The organism is Mucilaginibacter sabulilitoris, from assembly GCF_034262375.1.
In the GTDB taxonomy this organism is placed as follows: domain Bacteria; phylum Bacteroidota; class Bacteroidia; order Sphingobacteriales; family Sphingobacteriaceae; genus Mucilaginibacter; species Mucilaginibacter sabulilitoris.
Genome location: NZ_CP139558.1, coordinates 6,208,803 through 6,223,781, shown reverse-complemented (window position 1 = coordinate 6,223,781; position 14,979 = coordinate 6,208,803). Strand labels below are relative to the sequence as shown.

Sequence of the window (14,979 nt, the reverse complement as noted above, 5' to 3'; positions counted from 1 at the left end):
AGCACATTTTTAATAATTGTTTTAGTACATTTGCTAATAATTGTTTTAGCACAGTTTATGGCAACACCAAGAGAACGATTTGTAGAAGCATTGAAAGTTCTAAAAGACCTTCAGGACAAAGATGTAGTAGCAATAAATTATAAGGAAATTCCTAAAGCAACCATGCGCACATTGCTGGTAAAAAAAGGATTTATTAAAGAGGTAGTTAAGGGGTGGTATATTCCTTCCGATCCTAATGAACGACCCGGCGACAGTACATCCTGGTACACATCCTATTGGGATTTCTGTGCAAAATTTCTCGAACAAAAGTTCGGAGAAAAATGGTGTATCTCAGCCGAACAATCGCTCCTGCTGCACGCGGGTAATTACACAGTGCCTTCCCAGCTTATCGTCAGATCGCCGTTGGCAAATAATACACCGACCAATTTACTATTTGCTGCTACTATATTCAATCTTAAAGCGGAGTTACCCCCAGAGGAATTAAGAATGGTGCAAAACGGAATCCGTATGTACACTTTAACGGGGGCATTAGCATATGCATCGGCAAACACCTTTGCCCGCAATCCGATCGATGCGCGAACCGCAGTTTCTATGATCCGGGATGCGTCAGAAGTGTTACCTTTATTATTAGAAAATGGCCATACGACGATTGCCGGCAGATTAGCGGGGGCATTCCGGAATATCGGTCGGGAACGTATCGCAGATGATATTCTCGCAGCAATGAAAAGTGCTGATTATGATGTTCGTGAAACTGACCCTTTCACGGAAAAAATTGAAATAAAATTATCGCCAAGGGAACGTTCTCCATATGTCAATAGAATGCGGTTAATGTGGCAAATGATGAGACAAACCGTGATCAAGTATTTTCCTGCTTCGCCAGGATTACCGAAGGATAAGGAAGCCTATTTACATCATATAGATGATATATTTGTGACGGATGCCTATCATTCTTTGTCCATCGAACGCTATCGGGTAACACCCGAATTAATTGAACGGGTAAGTAGTGGTGCCTGGGATATAAATGCCAATGCCGATGACAGGAAACAAAAGGATGCCATGGCTGCCAGAGGTTATTGGCAGGCATTTCAAAAAGTGAAAGATACCGTTGCAGGGATCATTGCAGGTAAAAATGCGGGAGAACTGGCAGATGGAGATCATCCGGGTTGGTACCGGGAATTATTTGGCCCTAACGTTGCTGCTGGTTTATTGAAAATATCTGATTTAGCCGGATACCGGAGCAATCAGGTCTACATCACCAGTTCCAAACACACCCCGCTGAGTGTTGATGCTATGCGGGATACTATGCCAGTTTTATTCGAATTGTTAGCCGAAGAACCCGAGGCAAGTGTGCGGGCAGTACTCGGACATTTCATATTTGTTTTTATCCATCCTTATATGGATGGAAATGGCCGTATGGGCCGCTTTTTAATGAATGCAATGCTGGCTTCAGGAGGTTATCCTTGGACGGTTATCCCGGTAGAAAAAAGAGCCGAATATATGGCGGCCCTTGAAAAAGCCAGTACTCAACAGAATATAGAGCCTTTTGCTAAATTTCTTGCACATTTAGTTAACCAGGAAATAGAAGGCAAGCCTGAAGCTCAACTTCCGAAAAGCAAAGATTAGCTATTGTAATAATTCAAAAATTAACTCCAGTTTGTCGGTGTTGATTTTTTTTATTCTGTAAAAGCGATTCTGTTCTCCAACTTACTAAAAAAATACAGTTTTAATTCAACGCCTCTTCAATACTGCTGGCTACTAATTCATCATCATATTCTTCCAAATAGATCCTGGTGACTTCTTCTGTTTCATGACCCATGGCTTCCTGAATGAGACTTACGTCAACCTTTTTATGCTTCAAATTAGTGGCAAATGAGTGTCGTGCTACATAAGATGTAACGACATGGTCTATTCCTTTTGCCTCTTTGATTTTTTTAGATCCTCATTTTAAGTCAGCATATTCCGGCTCCAGCCGTTTTGTACTGCCTCTCTGATATAAAATAATCTTTCATTAGTTTCTTTGACTTTATCCAACAAGGTGATATGGTGGTACCAGTGCAATTGTGCAAGCGGTGCTTGCACAAATTCAGGAAATGGTGGCCTAAGTTTTACAGAGGAGGCAAGTAAGGTATTAGCGAATTAAAAAACACACTCGTGCGGCAACAAAATATAAAACGCAGCAATATTACGTGATATAGAAAAAGACTTTCATCGTGGATTGCAGGAGGCCTGGCCCGACCTCAAGGCAATGAAAAAGGTAGTCGGTGATACCATGGCAGAATTTGCCGATTTCAAATCAAGAGAAAAAAACTGAAGTGACTACGCATTGAATATGTTTTTTATATTTGATTGACCTTATGATCACATTAGAGACCTTATGTATGCATTTACAAGGCAGCTGTTAGCAATGAGTAGGTCAACTTTGAATTGCCTGCGTTTTGTAAGGAATGAGCCCGGTAAAATACCGAGCTCATCTTATGAATAATTAAATTGGGTTTGTCTAACTTTTGGGGTGCACTTCATTTTTACACAGCCCTCTTTGCTTTACAGATATAGCTCAATGATTACATTATACAAAGACGCATCAATTGCCAAAACAAATAATTATTGCTGCGCTAATCCGTAGCCATTGGTTACCTTCCCTTTGGATTTGCTGATCGTTTCAGAAGGGATAGGCCAGTAAATCCGCGGCGGGTCACCGGCAGATGTTGTGCCTGAGAGAATGTTTCTTTGGTATACGGTAACAGCGTTAGCCAAATCAATACCCCAATTAGTTTTAGTATAGCCCGCAGCTTGTAATGCAGCAGCTTCTGCACCGGCCGGGTCAATATAGCGGAATAAACCCTGTATCGCTATATTGTGAGTTGTACCAACTACCTTACTGGCAACAGTTGCATTTGCACTATAATTGTACTGCCCTCTCCATGCCGGGTAAGCAGCCGGGTTAATCAAGGTATCTGTTGTAGGGCAATCATAAGTTAGCGGATTGGTTAATGCAACCTTCCTGATCCAGATAAAAGCCGGGAAATCGTTACCATTAGCAAAGTGGTGGTATCCAAGCGTTTTTATATCATTGATGGATGCAGCCATTTCCTGTTGAACGGCTATCGCCCTTTCCGCGTAAGTGCCCGAACGGATCATATCCCAGCGGCGTGTCCCCTCGCCAAGCAGCTCAAGTTTACGCTCCTCTAATATAGCATCCTTTAATGCCTGGCCTGCAACGCTGATGTTATGCAGTGCATTGCCAAAAGCCCGTTGCCTTATCTGGTTAACTAAGGCAACAGCATCATTTTCTCCCAATTCGGCTTTAACTTCAGCCAGCATTAATATAACATCTGCCATTCTTAAAACAGGCCAGTTTATGCCCGAGGACCGCTGAGAGGCTACGTTTGGAGTGGCCATGCGGTTATCGTCCCATTTATTGGTAGCTATACCGCCGAGGCTCTTACTACCCGGTGTAAAGGAGATCATCTTTTCATTTCCATCTCCATTGCTTGCTGTAACAGTGGCGCTGGCGTCTCTGCGGTGATCGGCATTTTCATATTCGCCATAATAAACAGTAGGAATAATACGCAGTGCACCGAACGTTTTTGTGGGGGCAGCAACAGATGAGCCACCATCAGACGGGCGGCCAAAAGCGTATGGATACTCGCTGGTGGTTGTCAGCGTACCGCCTTGTATGTTGCCTATTTCAAATATTGATTCAGGGCTTACTGTCAAATCATTAAAATACTGAAAGTGACGCTGGAACGGGTTGTTGATGCTCCCGCCCCTGCTATCGGTGGTTATCAAAGCAGCGGTTCCTTTGTTATCAATAGCTTTTTGCAAGTAAGTTTTAGCTGTTTGATAATAAGTGAGGTAGTCGGTACGGCGTGCGTATACGCATTTGTTGGCTTCGGTGCCCTTCTTGGTAAAGGTAACGCTTCCGTACAAACCGCTTACATCGGTACGTATGGTTTGATATCCCCCTGCAAAAAGCGCTATCTGCCCCATCAAAGCATCGCAAAATGTACGCGACATGCGCTCCTGGTTGATATTACCCTGGCCAATGTTGTACATCAACGGCTCTGCCTTTTTAAGGCCATCTATCAAACTGTCATAAATATCAAAGCGTGAGGTTAATGAATAATCATCAGCACTTGTATTTTCATAGCCGTACGGCACGTCGCCAAAATGCAATGTCAATTGAAAATAACAGAACGCCCTCATGGTCATCGCTTCACCATACAGTTGTGTCCAATCGGTTGTTTTACCCGCCGCTACATCAGCTTTATAAGCATCTTTAGCAGCAATGACATTAGCTAACCTGCTGGCCAGGGCAAGCGTTTGATAAAGTGAGTTAAACCCGCCTGCAACGGCGTCAACCCCTAACTGGTCGGAACGGCCAATAGCGTTCAGATTATTTGTAGACCCATCTTCCGGATAATATTCCGCGTCCGATCCAACAGGATCGTTCCAGCGGTAAACACCCATAATGCAATTTTGACGGTAATTCGCATAACACCAGGAAAGTGATTTGAAAGTTTCTGTCGTTGTTGTTGTAACAAAATTATCATCTACACTGGAGGGCGATGCTACATCCAGGTAACTTTTTTTACATTGCGTAAAAGATAGACACAAGGCAACGGCAGCTATATATTTTATATATGTTTTCATGTTTTGTCTTTAAACTGTTAGAAATTAAGGTTTACACCTACAACAAATGACCGTGCACGGGGATAAGAGCCAAAGTCAAAGCCAGTGGTTGGGTATGGCGAACTATTCGCATTATCATTAACACCTACTTCCGGGTCCAGCCCGCTATAGCCGGTGATGGTAAGTAAGTTATAAACGCTACCATATACACGCAAGCTGCCTACGCCAATTTTTTTCAGTGCAGATTTAGGCACAGTGTATCCCAAAGTAAGCGTATTAAGACGAAGGAACGAACCTTTTTCGATACCCAGGGTTGATGTAACTCCCGTTTCGCTGTACGCCAAAGGCAAAGCGGCATTGGCGTTTGCCGCGTTAAACTCATCAGGTGTTTTTAACCTAACAAGTTGCCCGTTAACAACATTGTAAATTTTGTAGGCGTTGGTCATGATAGCCAGTTTGTTTTCATAAACGCCTGCTTCCTTAGGGCCATACAACGATGCCAGTTTATTGGCATTGTAAATATCGTTACCAACGCTGTAATTGAAGTTTAGCCCCAGGTCGATATTTTTATACGCAACACTAATATTAAAGCCGCCTGTAAACTTCGGAGTGGTATTGCCAATAACAGCAAGATCTTTATCGTCTATCTTACCATCGTTATTCAAATCTTTATACTTAGGCACTCCCGGGTAAGCGATCTGGCCAGTCGGACGATCTGCACCAGTGGTAACTCCGTGCACTACACCACCAGAAACACTGGTAAGGTCGGGCACACCGCTTTTTAGCGTATACATGCCATTGCTGTAGGTAAAATCGTTAGGGGTATAAAAACCATCATAAGTTAAGCCACGCACCAGGCCAACAGGCCGGCCTACTACAAGCTGGTAATCAGATGCCGGGTAAGTTGCACTGCTTGCCCAGTTTGTACCATAAAGCCCGGTTACGTTACTGGCAAGCTTGTCTACCTTATTCTTATTGAAAGTAATATTACCACCTGCGGCAACCCTCCAATCTTTATTTTTGAACACTGTGCCTAAAAGCGATAGTTCTATACCTCTGTTACTTATTTGCCCGATATTGGCATAGGTGTAAGTAAAGCCGGTAACACCGGGTATACTGGTTTGGGTAAGTACGTCTTTAGTGGTATTCCAATATACATCAACAGTACCCGATAATCTGTCACCAAACAAACTAAAATCAGTTCCAATATCGCGGGTAATGGTAGTTTCCCATTTTAAATCCGGATTAGATAAAACAGTAGGGTTGCTTAACGAATACGCGGCGAGGGTAGTGTGGTTGATGTCGTACTGATTTCTTGGATCAGTTACAGAACCCCATGACTGCGTGTTAAGCCCTGTAGGGATATTATTATTACCAACGGCACCGTAAGATGCGCGAAGTTTCAAGTTGTCGACCCAGTTAACATTTTTCATGAAAGGTTCCTGCGATATCCTCCATGCAAACGCGCCGCCCGGGAAATATCCCCAGCGGTTATTGCCGGCAAACCTGGAAGAACCATCAGCACGGAATGTAAGTGTCAATAAATACTTATCCATGAAGTTATACATGGCACGGCCAAAGTATGAATTAAGACGGTCGGGGGTATTTACGCTGGATGAAAATGCGAATGAATTTTTTGTCCTGTCATATTGGTTGATCTGGGCAAAGGCAGTTTGCTCTGTAAAGTTTGATGGAAAGTAATTTGCCTGTATCGAAATACCGGTACCCCCCGAATTGAAAAACTCCGTTCCTGCCAATAAGCTAATCTTATTATCCTTATTAATATTAAACTCATAGCCCAATGTATTTGCCCAGCGCAAGCCCCAACTGTCGTTTTTACGATAGTCGGCATTACCGGCATACAATTTATTACCGGTTGCATCGTCCATATAGCCATTATAAGTAGCGCCCGACCAGTATTTACGCTGTGTCCAGGTACCGTTTCCGCTAAAATCGGTATGATAGGTTAAACCTTTAATAATCCCCCAGTTCAATGAGGCTATTCCAACAAAATTTGACGAAAGGCTAAGCGGGTCGTAATCACTGATACGCGCCACAGGACTATAGTTATCCCACAAAGCGTTTTTACCATATTGCGATATATTATTGCTTGCTGTTAATGCAGGCACACTGCCTAAAATATGGTTAGTGGCAATTGGGCGAAAACGATAAGCAGAAGATAATATTGAGCCGCTTCCGCTTGTAATGCCCTCATCGCCAAGCGTTGGCGTATTCGCGTAACGAGTGTTTAAGTCAAACGTAACATTGTCAAATATTTTTTGGGTAAGTTTAAATGCTGCTGTAGCCCGACGCTGATATGATTGCAGTTTCATACCTTCATCATCACTATAGGTGGCCGAGAACAGCACCTTTGTTTTGTCGGTACCGCCTGATATCGTAAGGGCGTGGTTCCACGATATTGACTGTTTATAGGCTTGCTTTTGGATATCATCTGTTGGAAGGTTCCGGTAACTCTCTATTCCGCCTGCGTTGCTGCCAGCATTTGCTCCCAGGCCATATAATTGTTCAAAAGGTGTTTGGTAAGCAGTACCGTTTGCAGCCGCATTAGCCCACACATATTGCAGATAATCGTAAGGGCTTAAGGCTTGTAAATATTTGTTTGGCGTATTAATTTTAACATAGCCATTATAGCTTACGTTAGTTTTACCTGCTTTGGCCGATTTGGTGGTAACAAGTACTACACCATTGGCACCGCGAGAACCATAGATAGCTGCCGATGAGGCATCTTTTAACACGTCAATACTTTCTACCTGATCGCCGGGGATATCATTTAAATTGCCCGGGACACCATCAATAAGTACCAATGCCTGGTTGCTTTGTGATATGGAAGTTCCGCCACGTACGCGGATGTTAATACCTGCACCCGGGCGACCATCCTGCGATGTAATGTTTACCCCTGGTAACTTACCTTGCATGGCCTGTGCCACGTTAGGAACCGGTGTAGCCGCAATGTCTTTTCCGCTAACCGAAGCTACAGCGCCCGTTAAATCGCGCCTTTTAACCGTACCGTAACCTATAACCACAATTTCATTCAGGTCTTTTTGGCTTCCGGCCAGTGATATGTTAATGATTGTACGATTGTTGATGGTTTCTTCGATCGAAGCATAGCCAATAAAGGAAAACACCAGTATATTCTGGCCGGTTTTAACTTTTAAGCTGTAATGGCCGTTAGCATCGGTAGTTGTGCCGGTTGATGTACCTTTAAAGGTTATACTTACGCCCGGTAATGACCGGTCATGCTCGTCCTTGACGGTACCACTCACTGTTTTGTCTGCCTGGGCAAACAGCCGGCAAGTCATCGCCAGCAAAAGAAAGATACTGAGCACAAAGCTTCGGTTAAGAAGCCGGATTTTTTGCCGATCGGGCCCGGCATTGAATAATAATTGTTCAGGTAAATTCATTATTAAATTGGTTTGATAATTGGTTTATAAATTAGATGGGACTGAATTGAACAATGCAGGCGAAGCGAACATCGATCTGCCGGTTTCTTATCAGTAAAGAAGTGCCGGTTACGCCTTTGCAATAAGTTTAAGCTGTAGTGGCTGCATTTCTCCGGTTTATATTTTTAGCCGAACCGAAGATTAGGTGGCTGTTGTGATTGCACATTAATAAAGCGCTGCGCAATAATTGTTAAAAAAACAAGTAAAATTTTTCTCATAGCAAAAAGTTAAAAGCGCCGACTATTGGTTGTTTGCCGGCAAGGTTAATAGTGGTTATAATTAGTGATCAGCATCGATGCCCGGATAAACCAGGTAATCGGTTGTGTTAAAAACAAACCTATATAAATATACCCCGCAACAGGGTTGAAATTTGGCCAAAAAGGTTTAAAATTAGTTCAACGAGAGTGTATTTTGTGCCTAAAAGGGCAATTGACCGTTAATTGGTGCCAACTTTTAAACCTTATTACGCGTCCAATTTTTAAATGGACTTTGGGGAATTGTTGCTGGACACGCTTTTGTGTTTTTAGCTGGTAGTCTTCGCGTGGGTTCCGGCATAGAGAACTCCGTGCATAAAATAAATTGAATTAAAATACATGGATGGATACACAGAATACTACGGTTTAGGTATCAATTTATATTGTAGTTTCATATTATCTTTAAGAAAGCATATCAACGATAATATTCCTCCTGGTATCCGGAATTGAAGAGCTGCTTTGAGGCTACTGGATGAGCCCTGAAGAAGACTTTGATGTCTTTTGATAATCGGAAGGGGAAATATTGAACTTTGCTTTAAAACAGGTAGCAAAATATTTAGGACTGTTAAACCCTACAGCATAAGCAATTTGGGAGATATTATCGCTGCCGGCATCCAGTAATTGCTGCGCCCGTAAAAGCCTGTGATCGCGAACAAATTCAACAGGGCTGAACTGGGTAAGGCTTTTCAGTTTGCGATAAAATGTTTGCCTTGACATGTTGATCACTTCGGCAACCGACTCGATATTAAAATCAGGGTTGTCCATACCCGCGTCAATCTGTTCTAACACCTTTTTCAAAAATATTTCATCTTTTGATGTTACTATAATATCCCCCGGATTTAAGCTCACTACTGCCTTGCCGGTCATCATTTCATTGACCAGTCTGCTCCGGCGTTCTATAATGTTTTTAAGGGTTGTTAGCAAAAAGGCGGTATCAAAGGGCTTTGTAATGTAATAATCGGCTCCATAATTTAAGCCCGCTATCTGGCTTTCAACAGCAGTTTTAGCGGTAAGTAATACTACCGGTATATGGCTGGTGGCGGCATCATTCCTTATCTTACCCAATAGTTCCAATCCATCCATCCGCGGCATCATTACATCACTTAAAATCACATCAGGCTGTAGTTTTAATATTTTTTCCCAGCCTTCAACTCCATCATCAGCAGTTTCAATACGGTACTTGCCACTTAGCTGCATCCTAATCAATTCGCGCATATCCTGGTTATCTTCTACCAATACCAGTAAAGGTTCATTATTTAGCCCGGCATAAATGGTTTGTTCATTCTTAAGGCCGGTATTGGTTGGCTGTAGCAATACTGAGCTTTGTTTGTCTTCAGGCACTGCTGCATCAACCGGAGGAATGGTTTTAACAGTGTTTACTGGCAAGGTTATCCGTACCCAAAGGCCTCCGGGCTCCCTGTTCTGCGCGCAGATAGTTCCCCGGTGCAGTTCAACCAATTCTTTCGATAAGGCCAGCCCAATACCAGTACCCTTTAAATGGCCGGTATTAGGGTGCGAGCCTTCGGTATAAAGATCAAACAAGCTATCAATTTCAGATGGCAGTACACCGCACCCTTCATCAGTAACATCAATTATCATATCGCCGGTGTCCTTCATCTGCAAGTGCACTGTGATTTTTTTTCTTTCGGGGGTAAACTTATAGGCGTTGGCGATCAGGTTATATAATACGGTTTCTATTTTTTCAGGATCCAGCCAAACCATGGCCGTATCCACATCCGTTTTAAAGGCAAATTCAATATTTTTCAGCTGCCGCATCTCTTCAAAATAGCCGGCCACATCAGTAATAAGTTCTACCATATTGATAGCCGAAAGATTTAATTTTGCTTTACCGCTTTGCACCTTCCTGAAATCCAACAATTGGTTTACAAAACGAACCATACGGTTTGCATTGCGCTGAATAATTGTCAGGTATTGACGATCGTCCCTACTAAGGTAAGCTCTTTGCACAAGCTCATTAATGGGATTGATAATAAGCGTAAGCGGGGTACGTAGCTCGTGCGAAATATTGGTGAAAAAACTCAGCTTTAATTCGGTCATTTTCTGCTCAACGGCTACCTTCTGCTTTAACTTGAGCATAGTTAAAGCATTTTGCCTGATAGCAGCCAGGATTGCATAAATGATAATAGCATAAATAATGTATGCCCACCAGGTTGCCCACGGCGCAGCAAGCACCGTAATGGCCAGGCTTTTATAAGGGACGTTTATAAACCTGTCGGGATCATCACATTTTATTTCGAAAGTATAGCTACCGGCGGGTAGATTAGTATAAGTGGCCCGCTGTTGGTCACTGTCCTCATGCCATTCGTTATCAAACCCCTTTAAACGATAAGCGATGGTTAAGTGATTACCCGATCGGTAATCCAAAACAGCATAATCCAGGCTGAAAATATTTTGATCATACTTTAATCTGACACCATCCGAATAATTAATATCACGATTAAGGATCCGGGTGCTATCTTTGATCGCCACATCTCTATTGTTCACCTGCAGGTTGGTTAGTACCAAATTTGCATTAATTGCGTCGTTCTTAACCTGGCTCGGATCGAAAACCATATAGCCTCTTACTGCACCAAACACCAATTTACCATCTTTTGTTGCCTGGCATGAACTTTCAGAAAAACCTTTTTTAGGAATGCCGTCATAAGAATTGAAATTTTTAAACTTTCGCGTATTCAAATCAAACATGGATAAACCGGCCTTAGTAGCCAGCCATAAGTGATGATATCCATCGCCGATACAACTCATTACATAATCATTAGCTAAACCTTGTTTTGAAGTGTATGCTTTAAACTTTTGCAAGCCGGTTTGCGGGTCGTCAACAGCCAGGTTTAACCCGCCGCCAGATGTTACAAGCCACATCTGGTTTTTGCTATCGCGATAAATATGCTGGATATCGTTATTGCCCAGGCTTTCAGGATCGCCGGGTATTTTCTTGTAAGTTTCGTATAAAAGTTTACCATTTTTATAATTCAAAATTACCAGGCCGCCTGTGGTTGCTATCCATAAACGCCCTTTAACATCCGTTGCTAAATGCCTTATTTTAAGACAGGTTTGCGGGTAGCCGGTTCCGTTTTCAGAAAGCCTTGTAAATGAAATGTTACCATTGTTCCTATTGAGCAAACAAAGCCCGTTATCAAACGTACCTATCCAAATGCGCCCTTCCTTGTCTTCTTTTATCGAATAAATTTCGTCGCTGTTAATGGATGCCGGATCGGAGGGGTTATAGCGATAGTTTACCAGCCGGTAATGAAGTTCTGAAGGATCGGTAGGCGTAGCCTGGTATAAGCCTTTGGTTTTAGTACCCATCCAGATAACTCCGTTATGGTCTTGGGTAATACAATAAACCGCGCCAATATTCTCCCCAACAAAATTTGTGAAAGTTACCGGTAGCCGTTGCCCGTTTTTGTAAACTAAAACCTGTCCGTTTTTTAACCCAAACCATAGCCTGTTTTGCCGGTCGGCACAAATTCCTCTCACCTCATTATCCGATTGAAAGTCAGCATGCTCATTTAGTAAACTGGTTTGAAAAACGTTTGGCGGGAAAATTATTTTTTCCAGGCCGTGTTCATCTGTGTGGAGCCAAAAGATACCGGCAGGATCATAATATACGGTAGTTACAAGGTTTGAAAAACGACGGCTATTTGAACCGGGCTCATTGTAAAAATAGTTAAACTGTTCCGAAACGTTATCATAATAGCCAAAACCACCATCTCTGAGCACACACCAAACAACACCATTTTTATCTTCTATCACCTTGAAGTGATTGGCGAAATTGGTTTTTTGGGCATCATTTTTTTGGATGAACGTTGTAAATTTTTGAGTTAGCAGATCAAAGCGGATCGCTCCTTTTGTGCCCGGTTCAATCCAAAGACCACCCGAATGATCTTCAAAAATTGTATGTAATGGTTCGCCCGCATGATAAACCGTTCGCGATAACAGGCCGATCCCTATGGTAAATGATATCAACTCGCCGTTGCCAGTTGTTAAATAAGCTTTTGTATGGCTGCGGTTAACCAGTACCCCATTTATAGATGCAGTACTTATTCTCTGTTTTGAAAACTGCTTTTCTTGTTTATCATATAGATACAAGGTGCCGCTTTTTGTGCCAAAAAACAGCTGCGATTTGCTTTCGGCAACACAGGTAAATGCTTCTTCGGGATGTTTATCTAAATCAGCTATTTCGTAACTGCCGTTTCCTTGCCGTTTTTCAAGGCATATAACGCCGTGTTCTGTCCCTATCCACTTGTTTCCATCGCTATCTCCATAAAAAAATTTAAACTTTTTTGAGGGTGGCCCCGAGGGTGTTATGGCGTTTTTAATATAATGCCTGTAGCTTATCCTCTCAGTATTGATCCCTTTTACGCAAATAATTCCGTTAACTAATGTACTAATCCATAAAGCGTCCTGATCTAAACATAAGATCTTATCAAAATTGATCTTCTCTTTCAGGTTGAGGATAATGGCAAGTGAGAGGAAACGACCTGTTTTTTTATCGAAACGATAGATCTGGGAATCATAAGCTTTGATCCAAAGATGATCGTAATTGTCTTCGGTAATCTGATCAATACGATTATTATTGATTTGCGACGAATCGCCTGCTAAAGATTTGAAGACGGTAAATTTACGCCCATCAAAGCGGTTAAGGCCATCCCAGGTGCCAAACCACATATATCCTTGCCGGTCTTTGAATATTGATGTAATAACATCATGAGATAAGCCGTCTTCGGTTGAGTAATGTTCTGTTATGCAATGCATTTGGCAAAATGCAGCTCCGGTTAATAACCAAAGCAAAAACATGCACAAAAAACACCTGAATTTCATATAATTTCTACCTCACTAAAAACATTGACTTACAATTAGGCTATACTGGCGATTGCCACATACCGTTAAATCTATAAATTTTATTTTGCTTATCATATTTCTGAATTTTCACTGCACCACCACATATCTATTACCCCATAGTTATCTGTCAATAGGCGTAACCCTAAACCAGTCAAAATCAGCATAGCCCGAATCATTGATCTGCGTATCGCGCGTACAGAATATGCCAACCTTCGCGCCTATCCATCGCCCCACTTCGGCTTGGAATGTTTCACCAGCATTGATAAACGTTTGCCCATCTGTACTGTAGCTAAAATCGCACTTTGCCCCGGCGCTTACTTTTACGCGCAGCCACACAGTTAGCTTATCCAGTTTAGCAATGGTTTTCTCTTCTTCGGCGTTGCCTTTATCTGCATCTTTGCAATGATCAAACACCAGGTATACGCCATCTTTTTTATTTTTAACCGCTATACTGGCATAGCTGAAACCCATGATGGTTAAACCAGCTTTTTCTTCCAGTTTAACATTGGGTGTAAAGGTCATTTTGGTTGTAGTCTCAAACTCGTCGGCCATAAATTTCTGCAGTAGCACATTACCGGCTCCCCAAAGGTTTTTAGCACCCTCAGGCATCTTATCCGAATAAAGCCTTAGCGCACCTTTGCCCGGGTTCAGATAATACCAGCCGGCCTGTGCGTTGGCCATCCACTGCCATTGCAGGCCGAGGGTAGTTCCATTAAACTCATCGCTTTCAACCGGTGTTTCGATAGGGTAAGTTTTACCAACATTTGGCTTTTTGTAAACCAGTACAGGTTCGCCTTTGCCATCGCCATCTTTGTCGGCACCTATTACCGGCCAGTTATTTTTCCAAACCATAGGCTGCAGGTGTACCACACGGCCGTACTGTTCTTTATCCTGAAAGTGCAAGAACCAATCCTCGCCGGTTTGGGTAGTTATCCAGGCACCCTGATGCGGGCCATTAACAGTTGTTTTACCCTGATCCATCACTACTTTACGCTCGTAGGGGCCATAAATGTTTTTTGACCTTAATACCAACTGCCATCCGGTAGGCACCCCGCCCGCCGGTGCAAAAATGTAGTAATAACCATTCCGCTTGTAAAATTTAGGCCCCTCAATGGTTGGGTCGGTTTCGTGGCCATCATAAACTATTACGCCTGCATCAGTTACTTTGGTGCCATCCGCATTCAGCTTATTAACAGCGATAACACTTTTAATACCGGCACGGCTGCCGGCAAAACCATGCACCAGGTACATCTGGCCATCGTCATCCAACAGCGGACAGGGGTCAATCAATCCTTTGCCTGCGTAAACCATAACGGGGATGCTCCATGGCCCGGCCGCATTTTTGGCTTTTATAAGGTAAATGCCATAATCGGGATCAGGATAATACAGGTAAAACTCACCTTTGTAATAACGTAGTGCGGGTGCCCAAACGCCATCACCGTGACGGGGAATATCGAAATGATCAAATGGCTGCTGACGTACCAGGGCGTGGCCAATGATATGCCAGTTCACCAGATCTTTTGAATGCAATATGGGCAACCCCGGTATATCCTCAAAACTGGATGAAACGAGATAAAAGTCATCTCCTACACGTATGGCGTCCGGATCGGAATAATCGGCATTGAGCACCGGGTTTTTATAGGTGCCATTGCCCTGGTCGGCAACCCATACTTTAGATATATAGTTGCTTTTTGTTACAGGTTTTACCTGTGCGTTTGCAAAAGGTACAACGGCAGTAAAAGCTAGTATGCAGATGGTGTTTTTCATAA

7 protein-coding genes are annotated in these 14,979 nt (G+C 42.8%); 1 reads left to right on the top strand and 6 read right to left on the bottom strand.

What is annotated here, in order from left to right; genetic code table 11:
• Positions 1-57 precede the first annotated feature (57 nt).
• Positions 58-1,623 carry a Fic family protein gene (locus tag SNE25_RS26260; protein WP_321561992.1) on the top strand — a complete coding sequence of 522 codons (1,566 nt, stop codon included), beginning with the start codon at positions 58-60 and terminating at the stop codon, positions 1,621-1,623.
• Positions 1,624-1,723: 100 nt separating this feature from the next.
• Here the strand turns inward: SNE25_RS26260 and SNE25_RS26255 are convergent, their stop codons facing one another.
• The 6 genes from SNE25_RS26255 to SNE25_RS26235 form a co-directional block, all read right to left on the bottom strand.
• Positions 1,724-1,909, bottom strand: a complete 186-nt coding sequence (locus SNE25_RS26255) for a tyrosine-type recombinase/integrase (RefSeq protein ID WP_407667058.1) — start codon at positions 1,907-1,909, stop codon at positions 1,724-1,726.
• A 35-nt stretch (positions 1,910-1,944) separates the two neighbouring features.
• Positions 1,945-2,079 (bottom strand): DUF1016 N-terminal domain-containing protein, encoded by a 135-nt coding sequence (locus tag SNE25_RS31955; RefSeq protein WP_407666954.1) that lies wholly within the window; start codon positions 2,077-2,079, stop codon positions 1,945-1,947.
• Between the two features lie 522 nt (positions 2,080-2,601).
• Positions 2,602-4,653, bottom strand: a complete 2,052-nt coding sequence (locus SNE25_RS26250) for a RagB/SusD family nutrient uptake outer membrane protein (RefSeq protein ID WP_321561991.1) — start codon at positions 4,651-4,653, stop codon at positions 2,602-2,604.
• Positions 4,654-4,670: 17 nt separating this feature from the next.
• Complete coding sequence (locus tag SNE25_RS26245) at positions 4,671-8,054, bottom strand: SusC/RagA family TonB-linked outer membrane protein (RefSeq protein ID WP_321561990.1); 3,384 nt, start codon at positions 8,052-8,054, stop codon at positions 4,671-4,673.
• Between the two features lie 758 nt (positions 8,055-8,812).
• Positions 8,813-13,123: a hybrid sensor histidine kinase/response regulator transcription factor gene (locus SNE25_RS26240; RefSeq protein WP_321561989.1), complete on the bottom strand. Its 4,311-nt coding sequence runs from the start codon at positions 13,121-13,123 to the stop codon at positions 8,813-8,815.
• A 207-nt stretch (positions 13,124-13,330) separates the two neighbouring features.
• Entirely contained in the window at positions 13,331-14,977 is a 1,647-nt protein-coding gene (locus tag SNE25_RS26235) for a glycoside hydrolase family 43 protein (protein ID WP_321561988.1), read from the bottom strand.
• Between the last annotated feature and the right edge of the window lie 2 nt (positions 14,978-14,979).